The following is a 19,056-nucleotide window of genomic DNA, read 5'->3' as shown; positions in this document are numbered from 1 at the left end:
GGCGCATGGCTGATCCGGCCCGCGCGCGCCGACTGGCCAAGCGGATCAGCACCATCGTCGCCTCGGCGATCGAATATGAGATCAAGGACCCGAGGCTGGCCGGCGTCACCGTCGTCGACACGAAGGTGACCGCCGACCTGCACGACGCGACCGTCTACTACACGGTGATGGGGCCGACGCTGGATGACGAGCCCGACTATGCGGGCGCGGCGGCGGCACTGGACCGCGCCAAGGGCGTGCTGCGGACGAAGGTGGGTGCGGGTACCGGGGTACGGTTCACTCCGACCTTGACGTTCGAACGCGACACCACCTCCGACGCGGTGAATCGGATGGAAGAGTTGCTCGCCCGGGCACGGGCGGCGGATGCCGATCTGGCACGGGTACGGGTGGGTGCGAAGCCGGCCGGGGAGGCCGACCCGTACCGTGATACTGGGTCGGCGGCCGAACCGCCGGTCTCCGGGGGACTTAGCGAAGCTGGGAACGCCGATGACGATTACCGACCGCAAGACCGGCCGCAAGACCGACCCGAAGACTGAGCTGACGGGGATGTCGCGCCTTTCGGGGGCGCGCGTCGACGCTGTCGGCGCCGCTCAACTGCTGTCGTCCGCCAACACGGTCGCGGTGATCTGCCACGTCCATCCGGATGCCGACACCATCGGCGCCGGGCTGGCGCTGGCCGCGGTGCTCGACAACAGCGACAAGAAGGTCCAGGTCAGTTTTGCCGCCCCCGCAGAGCTGCCGGAATCACTGCGCTCGCTGCCGGGCTGCCATCTGCTGGTCAGCCCCGAGGAACTGCGGCGCGACGTCGACCTGGTGGTGACCGTCGACGTTCCGGGCATCCACCGACTCGGTGGGCTGGGTGATCTGGCCGGTCCGGACCAGCAACTGCTCGTCATCGACCATCACGCCTCCAACGGCATGTTCGGCACCGCGAACTTCGTCGACGCGTCGGCGGATTCGACCACGATGATGATCGCCGAGATCCTCGACGCCTGGGGCAAGCCGATCGACCGGGGCGTGGCGCACTGCATCTACGCCGGGTTGACCACCGACACCGGGTCATTCCGGTGGGCCAGCGCCCGCGCGCTGCGGCTGGCCGCGCGGCTGGTCGAACTCGGTGTGGACAACGCCGCGATCAGCCGCTCCCTGATGGACAGCCACCCGTTCGCGTGGCTGCCGATGCTCTCGCGGGTGCTGAGTTCGGCGCAGTTGGTGCCCGAGGCGGTCGGCGGGCGCGGATTGGTCTACGCCGTCGTCGACCATCGGGAATGGCTCGGGTCGCGCGCCGAGGAGGTGGAGAGCGTGGTCGACATCGTGCGCACCACCCAGCAGGCCGAGGTGGCTGCGGTGTTCAAAGAGGTCGACCCGCAGCAGTGGTCGGTGTCGATGCGCGCCAAGAACGACGTGGACCTGGCCTCGGTCGCGTCCGGGTTCGGTGGCGGCGGACACCGGTTGGCCGCGGGCTACTCGACGGCCGGCTCCATCGAAGACGTCGTAGCGTCGTTGCGCGCGGCGCTGGGCTGACCAGCCTTGACCGAGGGCGGCCGTCCCGCCGCCAGTGGTAGGCAGATCGCGGCGCTGGCCCTGCCGGCCCTCGGGGTGCTGGCCGCCGAACCGTTGTATCTGTTGTTCGACACCGCCGTGGTAGGTCGCCTCGGGGCGGTACCGCTGGCGGGGCTGGCGATCGGCAGCCTGGTGCTCGGTGTCGTCAGCACCCAGCTGACGTTCCTGTCCTACGGCACCACGGCCCGCGCCGCCCGCTACTTCGGAGCCGCCGACCGCGCGGCCGCGGTCAACGAGGGCGTGCAGGCGACCTGGCTGGGGCTGGGTGTCGGGGCGGTGATCGTCGTCGCGGTCCAGGTCGCGGCGGTGCCGGTGGTGTCGGCGATCGCCGCGGGTGGACAGATCGCGACGGCGGCGCTGCCGTGGTTGCGGCTGGCGATCCTGGGCGCACCCGCGATCCTCGTCTCGCTGGCCGGCAACGGCTGGATGCGCGGCGTGCAGGACACCGTGCGGCCGTTGCGTTTCGTCGCCACCGGGTTCGCGGTGTCGGGGCTGCTGTGCCCGCTGCTGGTCTACGGCTGGTTGGGCTTGCCGCGGCTGGGGCTGCCCGGATCGGCGGTGGCCAACCTGGTGGGTCAGTGGCTGGCGGCACTGCTGTTCGGCCGCGCGCTGCTGACCGAGCGGGTACCGCTGCGGCCGGATCGGGCCGCGCTGCGCGCCCAGTTGGTGATGGGGCGCGATCTCATCCTGCGCAGCCTGGCCTTTCAAACCTGTTACGTGTCGGCGGCGGCGGTGGCGGCCCGGTTCGGGGCCGCGGCGCTCGCGGCCCATCAGGTCGTGTTGCAGCTGTGGACTTTCCTTGCGCTGGTGCTCGATTCGCTGGCCATCGCGGCGCAGTCACTGGTCGGCGCCGCTTTGGGCGCCGGGGAGGTCGCGCACGCGAAATGGGTGGCGTGGCGGGTGACGGCGTTCTCGCTGCTGGCCTCCGGGGTGCTGGCAGCCTGTTTCGCCGCGGGCTCCACGGTGTTGCCCAACCTGTTCACCGACGACGGGTCCGTGCTGGCTGCGATAGGGGTGCCGTGGTGGTTCCTGGTGGCTCAATTGCCGGTCGCGGGAATCGTTTTCGCGCTGGACGGGGTACTGCTGGGGGCCGGGGATGCCGCGTTCATGCGCACCGCGACCGTGGTGAGCGCACTGGTGGGTTTCCTGCCGCTGATCTGGCTGTCGCTGGCTTACGACTGGGGCTTGACCGGCATCTGGTCGGGTCTGAGCACGTTCATGGTGTTGCGACTGGCGTTCGGCGGTTGGCGGACGCTGTCCGGGCGTTGGGCGGTGCCAGGAGCGGCGTAGGGCGGCAGTTCCGCGGCGCTACACTGCGCCGGTGACGACGACCAGACGGTCCCGACGGGACTACGCGCTGTTCGTCGTCCTGGTCGGCCCGAACGTGGCGTTGCTGTCGCTGTTCATCTACCGCCCGCTGATAGACAACATCCGGCTGTCGTTCTTCGACTGGAACATTTCAGACCCGCAGGCGAAGTTCGTCGGGTTCTCCAACTATGGGGAGTGGCTCACCCGCGTCGACACCCGCCAAATCGTGCTCAACACCGTGATCTTCACGGTGGCCGCAGTGGTCGGCTCGATGGTGTTGGGGCTGGCGTTGGCGATGTTGTTGGACCAACGGTTGCGCGGACGAAACCTGGTGCGCTCCATGGTTTTCGCACCGTTCGTAATATCCGGTGCGGCGGTCGGCCTGGCCGCACAGTTCGTCTTCGACCCGCACTTCGGTCTGATCCAGGATCTGGCGCGCCGCCTCGGAGCCGGGGTGCCGGACTTTTACCAGGACGCGCACTGGGCGATGTTCATGATCGTCGTCACCTACGTCTGGAAGAACCTCGGCTACACCTTCGTCATCTACCTGGCGGCGCTGCAGGGAGTGCGTCGAGACCTGTTGGAAGCGGCTGAGATCGACGGCGCGAGCCGGTGGACCACGTTCCGCCGGGTGCTGCTGCCGCAGCTGCGGCCCACCACGTTCTTCCTGTCGATCACCGTGCTGATCAACTCGTTGCAGGTCTTCGATGTCATCAACGTCATGACCCGCGGAGGTCCGGAGGGCACCGGCACCACCACGATGGTCTTCCAGGTGTATCTGGAGACCTTCCGGAACTTCCGTGCCGGCTACGGTGCCACCGTCGCCACCGTCATGTTCCTGGTGCTGCTGGCGATCACCTACTACCAGGTGCGAGTAATGGATCGGGCTGAGCGCCAATGAGATCCGCACGTTTTCTGGGTTATGCGGCCATGCTGCTGGTGGTGGCGCTGGTTGCCGGGCCGCTGGCATTCGTGTTCTTCACCTCGTTCAAGGATCAGCCGGACATCTATGCGCAGCCGACGACCTGGTGGCCGCCGCACTGGCACCCGCAGAATTATCGGACTGCCACGCAACAGATTCCGTTCTGGACCTACCTGCGCAACTCGGTGATCCTCACCACCGCGCTGGCGGCGGTGAAGTTCGTGCTCGGCGTCCTGAGCGCGTTCGGACTGGTGTTCCTGCACTTCCCGGGCCGCAACGCGGTGTTCCTGGTGATCATCGCCGCGCTGATGGTGCCCAACCAGATCACGGTGATCTCCAACTACGCGTTGATCTCTCAATTGGGACTGCGCAACACCTTTCCCGGCATCATCCTGCCGCTGGCCGGCGTCGCGTTCGGAACTTTCCTGATGCGCAACCACTTCCTGTCGTTGCCTACCGAGGTCATCGAAGCGGCCCGGATGGACGGCGCACGCTGGTGGCAACTGCTGTTGCGCGTGGTGCTGCCGATGTCGGGACCCACCATGGTGGCATTCGGCATCATCACCGTCGTCAACGAATGGAACGAATACCTTTGGCCATTCCTGATGGCCGACGACGAATCGGTAGCACCCCTGCCGGTGGGGCTGACGTTCCTCCAGCAAGCAGAAGGAGTGACCAACTGGGGTCCGGTCATGGCAGTGACGCTGCTGGCGATGCTGCCGATCCTGCTCATCTTCATCGCGCTGCAACGGCAGATGATCAAGGGCCTCACGTCGGGCGCGGTCAAAGGGTAGCCGTGCATACCGTCAACCGCAGGCAATTTCTCGGGCTGATCGGCGCGGCCGGTGTGACCGCCGGGTGCGCGGGGATGGGCGGCAACGGCACGATCAAATCCGGAAACGGCCCCATCTCCTTCTGGTCCAATCACCCCGGGATGTCCACCGCGGTGGAGCGAGAGTTGATCGCGCGCTTCGAGCAGAAGTTCCCTGACCTGCAGGTCAAGTTGATCGACGCCGGCAAGGACTACGACGAGGTGGCGCAGAAGTTCAACGCCGCGCTCATCGGCACCGATGTTCCCGATGTCGTTGTGCTAGACGATCGTTGGTGGTTCCACTTCGCGCTGAGCGGTGTCCTCACGCCACTGGACGAACTCTGGCGCCAGATCGGCCTGGACACTTCGGATTATGTGGACTCGCTGCTGGCCGACTACGAGTTCGACGGCCACCACTACGCGCTGCCCTATGCGCGCTCGACGCCGCTGTTCTACTACAACAAAGCGGTATGGGAACGTGCCGGCCTGCCGGATCGCGGACCCGTCTCATGGCCGGAGTTCGCGGAATGGGGGCCGCGGTTGCAACGGGTGGTCGGACCCCGCAACTGGGCGCATGGTTGGGCGAATTCCGAAGGGATCTCCTGGACATTCGAGGGTCCGATTTGGGCGTTCGGCGGCGCGTACTCCGACAAGTGGACGCTGAAGTTCACCGATCCGGCGACCATCGCAGCGGGCAACTTCCTGCGGGACTCCACTCATGGCGGACGTTACGCAGTAGTCGCCAACAATGTCGCCAACGAGTTCGCCACCGGCATCCTCGCCTCGGCGGTGGCATCGACGGGTGCGCTCGTGGGCATCACCGCCGCGGCTGGATTCGACTTCGGGGTGGCGCCGCTGCCGAGCGGTCCCGGCGGCGCGCCCGCCTGCCCGACCGGCGGCGCCGGGCTGGCCATCCCGGCCAAGCTGTCCGACGAACGAAAACTCAACGCACTCAAGTTCATTGCCTACATCACCAGTCCGCGGTCCACCGTCTACTTCAGTCAGCGCACCGGCTATCTCGCGGTGCGAAAGTCGGCGGCCGACGATCCGAGCGAACAGCAGTATCTGGCCGAAAACCCCAATGCGCGAGTAGCTTTCGACCTGCTGCCGCATACCCGGCCGCAAGACTACGCGCGTGTCTTCCTGCCGGGCGCGGACCGCATCATCGCGGCGGGTCTAGAAACCATCGGACTGAAGGGATCCGACGTGACAGCGACATTCAGCGGCATCGAAAGACAATTGCAGGTCATCTACGACCGTCAGATCCAGCGGAAGCTATCGGATATGCGCCATGGCTGAAGTCCGCTACCGCGCGGTCTCCCACCGCTACCCGGGTGCAGCCGAGCTGGCAGTGGACAACCTGAGCCTGGATATTGCCGACGGCGAATTCCTGGTATTGGTCGGACCTTCCGGCTGTGGCAAGTCCACCACCTTGCGCATGCTGGCCGGACTGGAATCCGTTGCGAGCGGCCAGATCACAATCGGCGACGTGGACGTCACCCACTTGCCGCCGCGGGCGCGCGACGTCGCGATGGTTTTCCAGAACTACGCGCTCTACCCGAACATGACGGTGGCTGCCAATATGGGGTTCGCGCTGCGCAATGCGGGGATGTCACGCGCTGACACCCGCCGGCGGGTCCGAGAAGTCGCCACCATGTTGGAACTGACCGAGCTGCTCGACCGTAAGCCGGCAAAGCTGTCCGGCGGGCAACGCCAACGGGTGGCAATGGGCCGGGCGATCGTGCGACGTCCGCAGGTGTTCTGCATGGACGAGCCGCTGTCGAACCTGGACGCCAAACTACGAGTCAGCACCAGATCGCAGATCTCTGCATTGCAGCGCCGACTGGGCACCACCACCGTCTACGTCACGCACGACCAAGTGGAGGCGATGACGATGGGGGACCGGGTCGCCGTGCTCAAAGATGGTGTGCTGCAACAGGTCGACACCCCACGCGCGCTGTACGACAACCCGGCCAACACGTTCGTGGCGACCTTCATCGGGGCTCCGTCGATGAACCTGATCGACGCCGAGGTCACCGACGGCGCAGTCACCTCTCCCGGCCTGGCGATACCGGTGCCCGGCGGCACGAACGGCCGGGTGCTGCTCGGTGTGCGGCCCGAGTCGTGGGACGTCACCACCCCGGGCGCACCAGGTTCGGTGAGCGTACAGGTCGAACTGGTCGAAGAACTCGGCTTCGAATCCTTCGTCTACGCGACGCCGCGGCCGGAGGAGAGCTGGTCACCCCGCGCCGGGCGCATCGTGTTCCGCACCGACAGGCGCACCGCGGTCAGGGCAGGGGAGTCGTTGGCCATCGCGCCGCACCAGCATGAGGTGCGGTTCTTCGACAGCGCGACCGAAACTCGCCTGGGCTAACGCACCTGCGACCGTCCGCGCTGCAGCACCGCTTCCCGATTGGCGGCGATGTCGTCCCCGCTGGTCCGGAACTGCCGTGCCGCAGCGGCTTCCAGCCACAGCCCGCCGCCGATCTGCGCGTCGTCGATGTGGTGGTAGGACGCCAGCAACGCGCGCACCGCGTCCTGGTTGTTGCCGACGATGGACGCCGCGACCCCGCGCGCGGTCGGCAGGAGCTGGTCATGCGGCACGACTTCGGTGACCAGCCCGGCGCGCAGCGCGTCGGCGGCCGAAAGGTAGTCGCCGGTCATGCTCATCCGCCGGGCCATGCCAACGCCCACCTTCTGCGGCAGTCGCACGCTCAGCCCCCACGTGGGCAGCAGACCCACCCGGGCGTGCGTGTCGGCGAACCTGGCCTGTTCGGAGGCGATCAGGATGTCGCAGTACAGCGCCAGTTCGAGTCCGCCGGTGACCGCGGCGCCGTTGATGGCGCCGATCACCGGTTTGGTCAGCGCCGGCCAGCGCGGGGAGATGTCTGGTAGCGCGGTCTGCCCACCCAATTCCTTGAGGTCCAGTCCGGCACAGAACACCGGGTCGGCGCCGGTGACGATGACGACGTCGACGTCGTCGTCGGTTTCGGTGTCGGCCAGCGCGCCGAAGAACCGGTCGCGCAGCGCGGCGGACAGCGCGTTGCGCGACTGCGGGCGGTTCAGCGTCAGGGTGCGCACCCGCTCGTCGGTGTCTATCAGCAGGATGTCGTCGGTCATGGTCTCACCGTAGTCAATCGCGCAGGGCAGCCCAGTAAACTAACACCATGACCAGAATTATGACCGCCACTGACGTCAAAGCAAAGATTCTGGCCCTGCTCGACGAAGTCGCCGACGGTGAGGAAATCGAGATCACCAAACATGGCCGTACGGTGGCCCGATTGGTCGGTGCGCGCGGCGCGCACGCGCTCAAGGGGCGGATGTCCGGCAGGGCGATGAGCGCCGTCGAAGAGGATGAACTCTTCGGCACCGATGTTTCCTGGGACGTCTCGTGACCACCGTGTTGCTCGACTCGCACGTGCTGCATTGGTGGTCGGCCGAGCCGGCGCGCCTGAGCAAATCGGCGCGCCAAGCCGTCGAACAAGCCGACGAGCTGGCCGTTGCCGCGATCACGTGGTTCGAACTTGCCTGGCTTGCCGAGCACGAACGCATCCTGCTGACGATCCCTGTGCGAACGTGGCTACAACAGCTCGCCGAAAATGTGCGCACGATCGGTATCACGCCGGCCGTGGCCGCGACTGCGGTCTCGCTTCCCTCGTCGTTCCCGGGTGACCCCGCTGACCGCCTGATCTACGCCTGCGCTGTCGAGCATGGCTGGCGACTGGTGACCAAGGATCGCGGACTGCGTAGCCATCGACACCCACGACCGGTTGCCGTCTGGTAACTGGTATTCGCCCGCCTATCGTGGACGCCATGTGCCGGAACATCACCGAATTGCGCGGGCTGGAGCCGCCCGCCACACCCGAGGAAGTCGCGGCCGCGGCGCGCCAGTATGTGCGCAAGGTCAGCGGCATCACCCGCCCGTCGGCGGCCAACGAAGCCGCGTTCGAAGCAGCGGTCGCCGAGGTCACGGCGACCACCACGCGGTTGCTGGAGGCGCTGCCGCAACGCCGGCAACCGCCCAGGACGGTGCCGCCGCTCCGCCGCCCCGAGGTGCTGGCCAGATTGCAATGAGTCCCGCGCTCAAAGAGTGGAGCGCCGCTGTGCACGCCCTGCTCGACGGGCGCCAGAGGATCCTGTTGCGCAAAGGCGGCATCGGCGAGAAGCGGTTCGACGTCGCGGCCCGCGAGTTCCTGCTGTTCCCGACGGTCGCGCACAGCCACACCCAGCGCGTCCGCCCCGAACACCAGGGCTTACTGAAGCCGGCGGCCGAAGACAGCACCGACGAGCACGTCACGATCCGGGCTGCGGCCAAAGTCGTTGCGGCGCTGGCAGTCAACCGGCCGGAGGGGCTGGCGCAGATCGAGGATCTACACATCTGGACCGCCGATTCGGTGCAAGCCGACCGGCTGGACTTCCGGCCCAAACACAAGCTCGCCGTGCTCGTGGTCAATGCGATCCCGCTCGCCGAGCCGGTGCGGCTGAGCCGCACTCCCGACTACGCCGGCTGCACCAGCTGGGTGGAGTTGCCCGTCACGCCCGCCCTGACCGAACCGGTGCACGACGACGCTGCATTAGCCGAGGTCGCCAAGCGAGTCCGCGCCGCCGTCGGCTGATCTTCGTTGCACCGGCAGCACTAGCCGGGAATCACCGAAATGCACCGAGTGCGTGGCCGGGCGCAGCTGATGCCCGGTCAGCATCGGCTCCTCGGTGCCCAGGTTGCGTGCGTAGCGGGGGAACCAGCTGCCGGTGATCAGCACCCTGATGCGGGACCCGGCGGCGAATCGGTGCGCGATGGCGTCGAGTTCGATGGTGACGCGGCGGGTGCCCGACTCGTCGGTGGCCAGCCGGCGGTAACCGTCGCTGACGTTGCGGGACTTGCCTTTTGCGTCGACCTCGCTGACCCGGACGAACAGGTCGACGTTGGGGTTGTCGGCGCTGTGCTCCAGCTCGACGACGGGATTCCCGTACACGCCCAGGTCGTGGGTGAGGGTGGTGCCGGTGAAGCTGAGCACGTCGTCGCGCAGCGCCAGGCGGGTGTCGTCGCGGTAGCCTCCCTTCGGCGAGAGCAGCGGACCGCCGGTGGTCGGCGTCGGGTCGGCCGGGTCGTAGTGAAAGTTCGCCGGCCGCGTCTTGGTCGTCGGCGGCGTGTCGCCCAGATGCCCGTAGGGCTGCAGAAAAAACACCTGATCGGTGGTCGCCGGCGGCCAGTCGGGCAGATGCCGCCAACCCCGGCCGGCGACGAACACGTGCACCGGGCTGGGACGGCGCAGTTCGGGTGCACCGCCGAGGTGCGTGTCGAGCCAGTCCAGCGTTTCGCGCGCACAGGTCGGCATTCCCTGAAACAGCATCTGGGTGTGCGTCCACGGACCGACCGTCAGCGCCACGTTGATGCCCCGGTCTTGCAGGTGCCGATACTGCTGCAGGGTCTGGCGCAGGAAGATGTCCTGCCACCCGCTGAGCAGCAGCACCGGCACGTCCACCCGGTCCAGCGCGTCGGGGAAGCGCAACCGGTCCCAGAACGGGTCGTGGGCGTCGGTGTGTTCGACCCACGATTCGAACCACGGTGCCCCCGCGCCGAGCAACGCCCGCGCGGCCGGCCCCAGCGGCACCTCACCGACGGCTCGCGCCACCTTGCGAGGGGCGCGCAGCTGACGGATACCGGTCCGGATGCGGCCGGGATCCTCCTGGCGGGCGACCATAGCGCTCCAGCCCAGGAAATCGTTGACCGCGAACGTGCCGGTGCCCCACACCGAGTCCCGGAAGTCGTGCGGCCCCACCGTGATCACCGCCGCCGCCAGCTCCGGCGGCGGATCCTGCAGCAGCGCCCACTGGGTGAAGCCGAGGTAGGACAGACCCACGGTGGCGAAGCGGCCGGTGAACCACGGCTGACGGCGCAGCCATTCCACCGTGTCGGAGCCGTCGGCGGCCTCGTTGGCCATCGGCTCGAAGTCGCCGGCGGACCCGAAGGTGCCCCGCACGCTCTGCAGCACGACGTGGTACCCGCGGGCGGCGTACAGGCGGGCGAAGGCCAGCGAGAACGGAAATCCGCGGCCGTAGGGGCCGCGGGCCAGCAGCGTGCCGACCGGCTTGGACGTCTGCGGTGCGTAGTGGTCGCCGACCAGGTGCACTCCGTCGCGCATCGGGATCCGCACCTGCTGCACGGTGTAGCCCGTTCTCGCCCGTGGCAGGCCCAGCGCCCGGCCCAGCGCACCCATAGCGACCTTGCCGCCGACACCAGCTACCCGAGTGCGCAGTCTCGGCTCGTCTATCGCTGTAGTGCTCACCCTGCCCAGGTTAGGGAAACGGCTCAGAACTTGTAGAGGGGAGCGAGCTCGTTGGCCCGCTGCAGGTTCGTCGAAGGGCAGTCGACGTCGGGTTCGGAGTAGACCGTGGAGTAGAACAGCGACTGTTGAATCACCCCGTAGCTGGTCTTGAACGTCACCATGCAGGAGATGTACCAGAAGCTGTTGTGGTACGTGGGTTTCATCACCCAGTACTGCGCGGCCCGGTGCCCCTGGATCGTGGTCTCGATGGCGTCCGGCGGCAGCGTCTGGGCGTAGGTCCGCCAGACGATCGGTTCCACGGCCAGCTGATAGTTGCCCGCGTCGAACTGGCAGCGCAACCCCTCCTGGGGTTGCGGCGGCGTGAATGCCAGGCCCAGTCGCTGCGCCGCCTCGAACGGGATGTCGGTGCACGGATCGAACGGGCTCGGGTCCTGCGTCTCCACGATCGGGCTTTTCATGGTGGTCTGCATTGGCGCGGCGGTCGATCGCAACTCGACGTGGCCGCGCTGGGCCGGAGGCGGACCGTACTGCCAGCCCGCCACCCCCACTGTGACCGCTGTGGCCACCGCACCGAACGCTGCAGCCAGACGCACCTTGGCGAACACGAAACCCCCTGCTGTTGGCGGCACTATTGCCGGGAGTGTACAAGCAGGTTCCGCGCGGTCACAGCGAAACCAGTGACGTCCGGTCGCTAGGCTGGTGAGTCGTGGCAGGACATGAGGCAGGGCAGCCGACGCTGTGGGCCGTTTCCGACCTGCACACCGGCCACCTGGGCAACAAGCCCGTCACCGAGTCGCTGCACCCGTCGTCGCCGGACGACTGGCTGATCGTCTGCGGCGACGTCGCCGAACGCACCGACGAGATCCGCTGGGCGCTGGACCTGCTGCGCCGTCGGTTCGCGAAGGTGATCTGGGTGCCGGGCAACCACGAGTTGTGGACCACCAACCGGGACCCGATGCAGATCTTCGGGCGCGCACGGTACGACTATCTGGTCAACATGTGCGACGAGATGGGCGTCGTCACCCCCGAGCACCCGTTCCCGGTCTGGACCGAGCGGGGCGGGCCGGCCACCATCGTGCCGATGTTCCTGCTCTACGACTACAGCTTCCTGCCGGCCGGAGCGCAGAGCAAAGCCGAAGGTATGGCGATCGCCAAGGAACGCAACGTGGTGTGCACCGACGAGTTCCTGCTCTCGTCGGAGCCCTACGCCACCCGCGACGCCTGGTGCCGCGACCGGGTCACAAAGACCCGCGCGCGCCTCGAGCAGCTGGATTGGATGCAGCCGACCGTCCTGGTCAACCACTTTCCGCTGGTGCGCGACCCGTGCGACGCGCTGTTCTACCCGGAGTTCTCGCTGTGGTGCGGAACCACCAAGACCGCCGACTGGCACACCCGCTACAACGCGGTCTGCTCGGTGTACGGCCACCTGCACATTCCGCGCACCACCTGGTATGACGACGTGCGCTTCGAAGAGGTGTCGGTGGGTTACCCGCGCGAGTGGCGGCGCCGCAAGCCCTACAGCTGGCTGCGCCAGGTGCTGCCGGATCCGCAGTACGCGCCGGGCTACCTCAACGACTTCGGTGGGCATTTCGTCATCACGCCCGAGATGAAGGCGCAGGCCACCCAGTTCCGGGAACGGTTGCGGCAGCGGCAGAATCGGTGACGGCGCGCATGCTGGTGTCGACGCTGTTGCCCGGCACGCTGGTCGAGGACATGGCTTACGCGGAGTTGTATTCCGACCCGCCCGGGCTGGCCCCGCTGCCGGAGGAGGAGCCGCTGATCGCCAAGTCGGTGGCCAAGCGCCGCAACGAGTTCATCACGGTGCGGCACTGCGCCCGGGTCGCGCTGGGCGAACTCGGAGTGGCGCCGGTGCCAATCCTCAAGGGCGACAAGGGCGAACCGTGCTGGCCCGACGGTGTCGTGGGTAGTCTCACGCACTGCACCGGGTACCGGGGCGCGGTCGTCGGACGTCGGGGTGCCGTGCGATCGATCGGAATCGACGCCGAACCGCACGACGTGCTGCCCAACGGCGTGCTGGACGCGATCAGCCTGCCCGCCGAGCGCATCGAGATACCGCGGGCCGTGCCGTCGGGCCTGCATTGGGACCGAATCCTGTTCTGCGCCAAGGAAGCAACGTACAAAGCCTGGTTTCCGCTGACCAACCGTTGGTTGGGGTTCGAGGACGCCCACATCACGTTCTCGGCCGACTCCGAATCCAGCGGGCGCTTCGTGTCCCGCATCCTGATCGATCCGGCCGCGCTGTCCGGGCCGCCGTTGACGTCGCTGGCTGGGCGCTGGTCGGTGGAGAGCGGCCTGGTGCTGACCGCGATCGTGTTATGAGCGACGCCGGGCTGGTGATCGTCGACAAACCGGCCGGCATGACCAGCCATGACGTGGTGGGCCGGTGCCGGCGGATCTTCGGTACCCGCCGGGTCGGTCACGCCGGGACGCTGGACCCGATGGCCACCGGGGTGCTGGTGGTCGGTGTCGAGCGGGCCACCAAAATCCTCGGACTGCTCACCGCGACCTCGAAGTCGTACGCGGCCACCATCCGGCTGGGGCAGCGTACCTCCACCGAAGATGCCGAAGGTGTGCTGCTGCAATCTGTTTCGGCCGCGCACGTCACCGACGATGTGATTGCCGACGCGGTGGCGGCGTTGCGCGGCGACATCGACCAGGTCCCCTCGGCGGTCAGCGCGATCAAGGTCGGCGGCCGTCGCGCCTATCAGCTGGCCCGGGCTGGTGAGGCCGTCGAGCTGGCGGCGCGCCCGGTGCGCATCGACCGCTTCGAGGTGCTGGCGGTGCGGCGCTCAGGAGACCTGGTCGATCTCGACGTGGAGGTGGACTGTTCGTCGGGCACCTACATCCGCGCGCTGGCCCGCGACCTGGGTGACGCGCTCGGGGTGGGCGCTCACCTGACGGCGTTGCGGCGCAACCGGGTTGGCCGTTTCGACCTGAGTCACGCGGTCACGCTCGACGAGTTGGCTGAGCGACCGCGACTGAGCCTCAGCCTGGACGAGGCGTGCCTGCTGATGTTTGCGCGTCGGGGCCTCGACGCCGACGAGGTCGACGCCGCCGCCAACGGCCGGGCGCTGTCCCCGGCCGGTATCGAGGGCGTGTACGCCGGTGCCGCCCCGGACGGGCGGGTGATCGCGTTGCTGCGCGACGAAGGTTCGCGTACCAAGTCGTTGGTGGTGATCCGCCCCGCGACCCTGAGCTAGGCGGTGAATCCGCCGTCGACGTTCAGGTTTGCGCCGGTCACGAATCCGGACTCGGGGCCCGCCAGGAAGCTGACGATGGCAGCGATGTCGCTGGTGTGCCCGTAGCGGCCGAGCGCGACGAGAGACCTTAAGCTGTCGGCGAATTCGCCTTCGTCGGGGTTCATCTCGGTGTTGATCGGACCGGGCTGCACGTTGTTCACGGTGATGCCGCGTGGGCCGAGTTCGCGGGCCAATCCGCGGGTCAGCGACGACACCGCACCCTTGGTCATCCCGTACACCGAGACCCCGGGTCCCGGTATCCGGTCGGCGTTGACGCTGCCGATGTTGATGATCCGCGCACCCTCGTTCAGATGCTTGATCGCGCTGCGGATGGCCCAGAAGACGCCGCCGATGTTGATGGACACCAGTCGCTCGAACTGCTCGGCATCGAAGTCGTCGATTGGTGCGATGTGAATGGTGCCGGCGTTGTTCACCAGCACATCCAGGCCACCGAGTTCAGCGACGGTCCGATCGACCGCCGCGGCGATCTGGGCCGGGTCGGCAGCGTCTGCCTGGATCGCGACCGCTTTGCCGCCACCGGCCGTCACGTCGGCGACCAGCTTTTCGGCATTGGTTGCCGACGACGCGTAGGTGAATGCGACTGCGGCGCCGTCTGCCGCCAGCCGGCGGACGATCTCGGCGCCGATGCCGCGCGAACCACCGGTGACCAGTGCTCGCCTCCCGCTCAGGATTGCTGTGCTCATCTCGACGACCTCCTAGGACGCTTGCGTTACGTCGGGGTCAAGTTGAAGAGCGTCGAATAGATTCCCGATATGTCGTGGGTCACAGAAAAAGCTGACCCGCCAAGCCGCTTGGCGTCGGCGCATTGCAGACTGTGTCAAAGCCGTTCGAGAGGGGCAACGATGCCTAAAGCAACCAACAAAGTGTTCGTCGTCGGCGTCGGGATGACGAAGTTCGAGAAGCCGGGCCGCCGCGAAGGCTGGGATTACCCCCAGATGGCCAAGGAGTCCGGCACCAAGGCGCTGCAGGACGCCGGCGTCGACTACTCCGAGATCGAGCAGGGCTACGTCGGCTACTGCTCGGGTGACTCCACGTCGGGGCAGCGTGCCCTCTACGAACTCGGCATGACCGGCATCCCGATCGTCAACGTCAACAACAACTGCTCGACGGGGTCCACCGCGCTCTATCTCGGCGCGCAGGCCATCCGGGGCGGACTGGCCGACTGCGTGCTGTCGCTGGGCTTCGAGAAGATGCAGCCCGGCGCCCTGCAGGGCGGCGCGGCCGACCGCGAGTCGCCGTTGGGCAACCACATCAAGGCGCTGGCCGAGATCGACGAGTTCGCATTCCCGGTGGCGCCGTGGATGTTTGGCGCGGCCGGCCGCGAGCACATGAAGAAATACGGCACCACCGCCGAACATTTCGCCAAGATCGGCTTCAAGAACCACAAGCACTCGGTCAACAACCCGTATGCGCAGTTCCAGGAGGAGTACACCCTCGAAGACATCCTGGCCGCCAAGATGATCAGCGACCCGCTGACCAAACTGCAGTGCTCACCCACGTCCGACGGCTCGGCTGCGGTGGTGCTGGCCAGTGAGGACTATGTGGCCCGCCACGGCCTGGCCGGGCAGGCGGTGGAGATCGTCGGGCAGGCGATGACCACCGACTTCGAGTCCACCTTCGACGGCAGTGCCCGCAACGTCATCGGCTACGACATGAATGTCCAAGCCGCGCAACAGGTTTACCAGCAGTCCGGTCTCGGGCCCGACGACTTCCAGGTGATCGAGCTGCACGACTGCTTCTCGGCCAACGAACTGCTGCTCTACGAAGCGTTGGGTCTGTGCGGCGAGGGTGAGGCGCCGAAGCTGATTGACGACGAACAGACCACCTACGGGGGCCGCTGGGTGGTGAACCCGTCGGGTGGGCTGATCTCCAAGGGGCACCCGCTGGGCGCGACCGGGCTGGCGCAGTGCTCGGAACTGACCTGGCAGCTGCGCGGCACCGCGGATAAGCGGCAGGTCGAAAACGTCACGGCCGCACTGCAACACAACATTGGTCTCGGCGGCGCGGCCGTCGTCACCGCCTACCAGCGCGCCGAGCGCTGACCCCACATCACCTCGGTCAGGTCGCCGCGGCTCAGGCCACCACCCAGATCGCCCGCGCCGCCGGACTGCCCAACTCCACCGTGGTCGCCGCGCCGTCGTCGGCTTCGATAGCAATCGAGATCATCCCGGCGAACTCGCGCCGGGTCAGCACCCGCAGCTGCGAGTCCAGGCTGATCCCCACACTGTCGAAGTAACGCAGCATCTCCGGGTCCGCGTCGGAGATGCGGGCCACCGTCCCGGTCTCACCGTCGTCGCAGGCCCACAGTTGCCGGGCCGGCGGCGTCGGAACCTGACCGTCGGGCGCGGGGATCGGGTCACCGTGCGGATCGCGACGGGGGAAGCCGAGCTTGGCGTCGATGCGGGCCATGAGCCGATCCGACACCGCGTGCTCGAGCACCTCAGCTTCGTCGTGCACCTCGTCCCAGCCGTAGCCGAGCTCGTCGACCAGGAACGTTTCCAGCAGCCGGTGCCGGCGCACCATCGCCAGCGCCGCACGCCGGCCGGACGCCGTCAGCGTCACCGCACCGTACTTCGCGTGGTCGACCAGGCCCTGCTCGGCGAGCTTGCGGATGGATTCCGACGCGGTGCTGGCGGATACCCCGATCTTTTCCGCCAGCAGCTTGGTGCTGACCTTCTCTCGCGACCACTCCTGGACCGTCCAGATGACTTTGAGATAGTCCTGGGCAACCGCGGTGAGCCCGCCCGGCTCCTCGTCAGCCCTCACAGCAAGAAAGTTTAGGCCCGCGGGATCCGAGCTCGCCTGATTTGGTGTCTCGGCGTTATCGGAGCGCCTTCGTCGACGCCGTAGGCTTGCGGTCGTGCAGCGGTGGCGCGGCCAGGACGAGATCCCCACGGACTGGGGCAGATGCGTGCTGACCATAGGGGTTTTCGACGGTGTGCATCGCGGGCACGCCGAGTTGATCGCGCACGCGGTCAAGGCAGCCCGCGCCCGCGGCGTGCCGTCGGTGCTGATGACCTTCGACCCGCACCCGATGGAGGTGGTCTACCCCGGTAGCCATCCGGCGCAGCTCACGACACTCACCCGCCGCGCCGAACTCGTCGAAGAGTTGGGCATCGACGTCTTCCTGGTGATGCCGTTCACCACCGATTTCATGAAGCTCACGCCGGACCGCTACGTGCACGAACTCCTCGTGGAGAACTTGCATGTGGTGGAAGTGGTCGTGGGGGAGAACTTCACGTTCGGCAAGAAGGCGGCCGGCAACGTCGACACGCTGCGCCGGGCCGGCGAGCGGTTCGGTTTCGCGGTGGAGTCGGTGTCGCTGCTGTCCGAGCACCACAGCAACGAGAACGTGACGTTCTCCTCGACCTACATCCGGTCCTGCGTGGACGCCGGCGACGTGGTGGCGGCCGCCGAGGCCCTGGGTAGGCCGCATCGGGTGGAGGGTGTCGTGGTGCGGGGTTACGGGCGCGGGCTCGAGCTGGGGTATCCCACCGCCAATGTGGCGCCGCCGATGTATTCGGCGATCCCGGCCGACGGCGTCTACGCGGCCTGGTTCACCGTGCTCGGGCACGGACCGGCCACCGGCACCGTCGTGCCTGGCGAGCGGTACGAGGCGGCGGTGTCGGTAGGCACCAACCCGACCTTCTCCGGGCGTACCCGCACGGTGGAGGCCTTCGTCCTGGACACCGAAGCCGACCTGTACGGCCAGCACGTCGCGCTGGACTTCGTCGCGCGCATCCGCGGGCAGAAGAAGTTCGACTCGGTCGACGATCTGGTCGTCGAGATCGGCAAGGACACTAAACGCACCCGCAAACTGCTGGGTTAGTCGGTGGCGGCCCGCCGCGCCCGGCTTCGCCGCGCTTGCGACCGCCACGGGTTAGATGGTGGCGGCCCGCCGCGCCCGGCTTCGCCGCGCTTGCGACCGCCACGGGTTAGATGGTGGCGGCCCGCCGCTGTTAGACTGCCCGACGGCGTGCGCTGCGGTTCGCGGTGGCCGCGCCCTCGATTTTGATCGCGGACCTATTGATGGAGATGTCTTCGTGGCGCTTACCGCCGAGCAGAAAAAAGAAATTCTGAAGTCCTACGGGCTGCACGAGACCGACACCGGATCGCCGGAAGCCCAGATCGCGCTGCTGACCCGGCGGATCGCGGATCTGACTGAGCACCTGAAGGTGCACAAGCACGACCACCACTCGCGGCGCGGCCTGTTGCTGCTGGTCGGCCGGCGCAAGCGGCTGGTCAAGTACCTCACCCAGGTCGACGTCGAGCGTTACCGTTCGCTGATCGAACGGCTGGGTCTGCGCCGCTGACGCGTGGCGCCGTGCGCGCCGCCTTCACCGGGGTTGTTCTGGCTCTGGTCGCCGGCGCATTGACGGGATGTTCGGCACGGCCCGGTGGGCCCGACCTCGCCGACGTCAAAGTGGGGGACTGTCTGAAGCTCGGCGGTACGGCCGACCGCCCGCAAGCGACGAAAGCGGTGTGTGGCAGCCGGGAATCCAACTTCAAAGTCGCCGCGCTCGTCAGCGGTGACGTCAAGTGCCCCGCCGACGTCGACTCGTCCTACTCGGTGCACAACTCGGTCAGCGGCGCCGACAACACCCTGTGCCTGGACATCGACTGGGTGATCGGCGGATGTATGAGCGTTGACCCGCAGCACACCACCGACCCGGTCCGGGTCGAGTGCAGCGACACCGCCGCGCCGCACCGGCAGCGCGCCACCCAGATCCTCAGAGACCTCGACCCGCCGGCCGGCGTCGACCAGTGTGCGAGCGGTCTGGGTTACACCTATGCCCAGCGGAGGTTCGCGGTGTGCGTGGAGAACGTCACCGCCGGACCCGGAAACTAGAGGCTGTAGGGGTCGTCCTGCCGATATGACGAGTT

General features: G+C 67.5%; 23 protein-coding genes. 18 read left to right on the top strand and 5 right to left on the bottom strand.

The window, feature by feature from the left end:
• The first annotated feature begins 5 nt into the window (after window positions 1–5).
• From rbfA to AC5Y4D_RS12515, 7 genes are read left to right on the top strand one after another with little or no spacing between them, the layout of a single operon-like run.
• Window positions 6–536 (top strand): 30S ribosome-binding factor RbfA, encoded by a 531-nt coding sequence (rbfA, locus tag AC5Y4D_RS12545; RefSeq protein WP_500037302.1) that lies wholly within the window; start codon window positions 6–8, stop codon window positions 534–536.
• Window positions 487–1,524, top strand: coding sequence for a DHH family phosphoesterase (locus AC5Y4D_RS12540; protein ID WP_500037301.1), 1,038 nt, complete (start codon window positions 487–489; stop codon window positions 1,522–1,524). The genes rbfA and AC5Y4D_RS12540 overlap by 50 nt, the downstream gene beginning before the upstream one ends.
• Before the next feature lie 6 nt (window positions 1,525–1,530).
• The gene (locus tag AC5Y4D_RS12535; RefSeq protein WP_500037300.1) at window positions 1,531–2,853 is read left to right on the top strand and encodes an MATE family efflux transporter; all 1,323 of its coding nucleotides are present in this window, start codon (window positions 1,531–1,533) and stop codon (window positions 2,851–2,853) included.
• A 31-nt stretch (window positions 2,854–2,884) separates the two neighbouring features.
• Window positions 2,885–3,772 (top strand): carbohydrate ABC transporter permease, encoded by an 888-nt coding sequence (locus AC5Y4D_RS12530; RefSeq protein ID WP_500037299.1) that lies wholly within the window; start codon window positions 2,885–2,887, stop codon window positions 3,770–3,772.
• A complete protein-coding gene (locus tag AC5Y4D_RS12525; RefSeq protein WP_500037298.1) occupies window positions 3,769–4,587 on the top strand; it encodes a carbohydrate ABC transporter permease in 819 nt (272 codons plus the stop codon). Before AC5Y4D_RS12530 ends, AC5Y4D_RS12525 begins: the two co-directional genes overlap by 4 nt.
• Before the next feature lie 2 nt (window positions 4,588–4,589).
• Window positions 4,590–5,903, top strand: coding sequence for an ABC transporter substrate-binding protein (locus tag AC5Y4D_RS12520; protein ID WP_500037297.1), 1,314 nt, complete (start codon window positions 4,590–4,592; stop codon window positions 5,901–5,903).
• A complete protein-coding gene (locus tag AC5Y4D_RS12515; RefSeq protein ID WP_500037296.1) occupies window positions 5,896–6,978 on the top strand; it encodes an ABC transporter ATP-binding protein in 1,083 nt (360 codons plus the stop codon). The genes AC5Y4D_RS12520 and AC5Y4D_RS12515 overlap by 8 nt, the downstream gene beginning before the upstream one ends.
• Here AC5Y4D_RS12515 and AC5Y4D_RS12510 read toward each other — a convergent pair.
• Window positions 6,975–7,724, bottom strand: coding sequence for an enoyl-CoA hydratase (locus tag AC5Y4D_RS12510; RefSeq protein WP_499942233.1), 750 nt, complete (start codon window positions 7,722–7,724; stop codon window positions 6,975–6,977). The genes AC5Y4D_RS12515 and AC5Y4D_RS12510 overlap by 4 nt on opposite strands.
• 59 nt (window positions 7,725–7,783) lie before the next feature.
• Here AC5Y4D_RS12510 and AC5Y4D_RS12505 point away from each other — a divergent pair, with 59 nt between their 5' ends.
• The 4 genes from AC5Y4D_RS12505 to AC5Y4D_RS12490 are packed head-to-tail and all read left to right on the top strand — an operon-like array spanning window position 7,784 to window position 9,220.
• Window positions 7,784–7,999 (top strand): type II toxin-antitoxin system Phd/YefM family antitoxin, encoded by a 216-nt coding sequence (locus AC5Y4D_RS12505; RefSeq protein WP_499942375.1) that lies wholly within the window; start codon window positions 7,784–7,786, stop codon window positions 7,997–7,999.
• Window positions 7,996–8,388 carry a type II toxin-antitoxin system VapC family toxin gene (locus AC5Y4D_RS12500; RefSeq protein WP_499990525.1) on the top strand — a complete coding sequence of 131 codons (393 nt, stop codon included), beginning with the start codon at window positions 7,996–7,998 and terminating at the stop codon, window positions 8,386–8,388. The genes AC5Y4D_RS12505 and AC5Y4D_RS12500 overlap by 4 nt, the downstream gene beginning before the upstream one ends.
• Before the next feature lie 29 nt (window positions 8,389–8,417).
• Window positions 8,418–8,678: a DUF2277 domain-containing protein gene (locus AC5Y4D_RS12495; protein WP_499990523.1), complete on the top strand. Its 261-nt coding sequence runs from the start codon at window positions 8,418–8,420 to the stop codon at window positions 8,676–8,678.
• Window positions 8,675–9,220 carry a DUF1802 family protein gene (locus AC5Y4D_RS12490; protein WP_500037295.1) on the top strand — a complete coding sequence of 182 codons (546 nt, stop codon included), beginning with the start codon at window positions 8,675–8,677 and terminating at the stop codon, window positions 9,218–9,220. The genes AC5Y4D_RS12495 and AC5Y4D_RS12490 overlap by 4 nt, the downstream gene beginning before the upstream one ends.
• Here AC5Y4D_RS12490 and AC5Y4D_RS12485 read toward each other — a convergent pair.
• Both AC5Y4D_RS12485 and AC5Y4D_RS12480 read right to left on the bottom strand, forming a co-directional pair.
• Window positions 9,179–10,891: a CocE/NonD family hydrolase gene (locus tag AC5Y4D_RS12485; protein WP_500037294.1), complete on the bottom strand. Its 1,713-nt coding sequence runs from the start codon at window positions 10,889–10,891 to the stop codon at window positions 9,179–9,181. The two genes, AC5Y4D_RS12490 and AC5Y4D_RS12485, sit on opposite strands and share 42 nt — an antisense overlap.
• Window positions 10,892–10,914: 23 nt before the next feature.
• Window positions 10,915–11,496, bottom strand: a complete 582-nt coding sequence (locus AC5Y4D_RS12480; protein WP_499990595.1) for a DUF3558 domain-containing protein — start codon at window positions 11,494–11,496, stop codon at window positions 10,915–10,917.
• A 101-nt stretch (window positions 11,497–11,597) separates the two neighbouring features.
• Here AC5Y4D_RS12480 and pptH point away from each other — a divergent pair, with 101 nt between their 5' ends.
• From pptH to truB, 3 genes are read left to right on the top strand one after another with little or no spacing between them, the layout of a single operon-like run.
• Window positions 11,598–12,554, top strand: a complete 957-nt coding sequence (gene pptH, locus AC5Y4D_RS12475) for an ACP phosphodiesterase PptH (RefSeq protein WP_500037293.1) — start codon at window positions 11,598–11,600, stop codon at window positions 12,552–12,554.
• A gap of 8 nt (window positions 12,555–12,562) precedes the next feature.
• A complete protein-coding gene (gene pptT / locus AC5Y4D_RS12470; RefSeq protein WP_500037359.1) occupies window positions 12,563–13,231 on the top strand; it encodes a 4'-phosphopantetheinyl transferase PptT in 669 nt (222 codons plus the stop codon).
• Entirely contained in the window at window positions 13,228–14,112 is an 885-nt protein-coding gene (gene truB / locus AC5Y4D_RS12465) for a tRNA pseudouridine(55) synthase TruB (protein WP_500037292.1), read from the top strand. The genes pptT and truB overlap by 4 nt, the downstream gene beginning before the upstream one ends.
• On the opposite strand, the gene AC5Y4D_RS12460 is transcribed toward truB, so the two are convergent.
• Complete coding sequence (locus AC5Y4D_RS12460; RefSeq protein WP_500037291.1) at window positions 14,109–14,855, bottom strand: SDR family oxidoreductase; 747 nt, start codon at window positions 14,853–14,855, stop codon at window positions 14,109–14,111. The two genes, truB and AC5Y4D_RS12460, sit on opposite strands and share 4 nt — an antisense overlap.
• Window positions 14,856–15,014: 159 nt before the next feature.
• On the opposite strand from AC5Y4D_RS12460, the gene AC5Y4D_RS12455 reads away from it, so the two are divergent.
• A complete protein-coding gene (locus tag AC5Y4D_RS12455; RefSeq protein WP_500037290.1) occupies window positions 15,015–16,214 on the top strand; it encodes a lipid-transfer protein in 1,200 nt (399 codons plus the stop codon).
• 31 nt (window positions 16,215–16,245) lie between these two features.
• Here AC5Y4D_RS12455 and mntR read toward each other — a convergent pair whose 3' ends face one another.
• Window positions 16,246–16,938 (bottom strand): manganese-binding transcriptional regulator MntR, encoded by a 693-nt coding sequence (gene mntR / locus AC5Y4D_RS12450; protein WP_499942250.1) that lies wholly within the window; start codon window positions 16,936–16,938, stop codon window positions 16,246–16,248.
• Window positions 16,939–17,032: 94 nt separating this feature from the next.
• Here mntR and AC5Y4D_RS12445 point away from each other — a divergent pair, with 94 nt between their 5' ends.
• From AC5Y4D_RS12445 to lppU, 3 genes are all read left to right on the top strand, one after another.
• Window positions 17,033–18,001 carry a bifunctional riboflavin kinase/FAD synthetase gene (locus tag AC5Y4D_RS12445; protein ID WP_500037289.1) on the top strand — a complete coding sequence of 323 codons (969 nt, stop codon included), beginning with the start codon at window positions 17,033–17,035 and terminating at the stop codon, window positions 17,999–18,001.
• A gap of 214 nt (window positions 18,002–18,215) precedes the next feature.
• Window positions 18,216–18,485 carry a 30S ribosomal protein S15 gene (gene rpsO, locus AC5Y4D_RS12440; RefSeq protein WP_499942381.1) on the top strand — a complete coding sequence of 90 codons (270 nt, stop codon included), beginning with the start codon at window positions 18,216–18,218 and terminating at the stop codon, window positions 18,483–18,485.
• An 11-nt stretch (window positions 18,486–18,496) separates the two neighbouring features.
• Complete coding sequence (gene lppU / locus AC5Y4D_RS12435; protein ID WP_500037288.1) at window positions 18,497–19,021, top strand: LppU family putative lipoprotein; 525 nt, start codon at window positions 18,497–18,499, stop codon at window positions 19,019–19,021.
• Window positions 19,022–19,056: the final 35 nt, after the last annotated feature.

Source organism: Mycobacterium sp. NGS67 (assembly GCF_059812185.1).
Note: the sequence above shows the minus strand (reverse complement) of the source record. Positions and strands in the feature narration are given on the sequence as shown.

Bases quoted from the DNA above. Each gene is read 5' to 3' on its own strand.
- rbfA (WP_500037302.1), top strand. From the start codon at position 6: ATGGCTGATCCGGCCCGCGCGCGCCGACTGGCCAAGCGGATCAGCACC.
- AC5Y4D_RS12540 (WP_500037301.1), top strand. From the start codon at position 487: ATGACGATTACCGACCGCAAGACCGGCCGCAAGACCGACCCGAAGACT.
- AC5Y4D_RS12525 (WP_500037298.1), top strand. From the start codon at position 3,769: ATGAGATCCGCACGTTTTCTGGGTTATGCGGCCATGCTGCTGGTGGTG.
- AC5Y4D_RS12515 (WP_500037296.1), top strand. From the start codon at position 5,896: ATGGCTGAAGTCCGCTACCGCGCGGTCTCCCACCGCTACCCGGGTGCA.
- AC5Y4D_RS12510 (WP_499942233.1), bottom strand. From the start codon at position 7,724: ATGACCGACGACATCCTGCTGATAGACACCGACGAGCGGGTGCGCACC.
- AC5Y4D_RS12505 (WP_499942375.1), top strand. From the start codon at position 7,784: ATGACCGCCACTGACGTCAAAGCAAAGATTCTGGCCCTGCTCGACGAA.
- AC5Y4D_RS12495 (WP_499990523.1), top strand. From the start codon at position 8,418: ATGTGCCGGAACATCACCGAATTGCGCGGGCTGGAGCCGCCCGCCACA.
- AC5Y4D_RS12490 (WP_500037295.1), top strand. From the start codon at position 8,675: ATGAGTCCCGCGCTCAAAGAGTGGAGCGCCGCTGTGCACGCCCTGCTC.
- pptT (WP_500037359.1), top strand. From the start codon at position 12,563: ATGCTGGTGTCGACGCTGTTGCCCGGCACGCTGGTCGAGGACATGGCT.
- truB (WP_500037292.1), top strand. From the start codon at position 13,228: ATGAGCGACGCCGGGCTGGTGATCGTCGACAAACCGGCCGGCATGACC.
- AC5Y4D_RS12460 (WP_500037291.1), bottom strand. From the start codon at position 14,855: ATGAGCACAGCAATCCTGAGCGGGAGGCGAGCACTGGTCACCGGTGGT.
- AC5Y4D_RS12455 (WP_500037290.1), top strand. From the start codon at position 15,015: ATGCCTAAAGCAACCAACAAAGTGTTCGTCGTCGGCGTCGGGATGACG.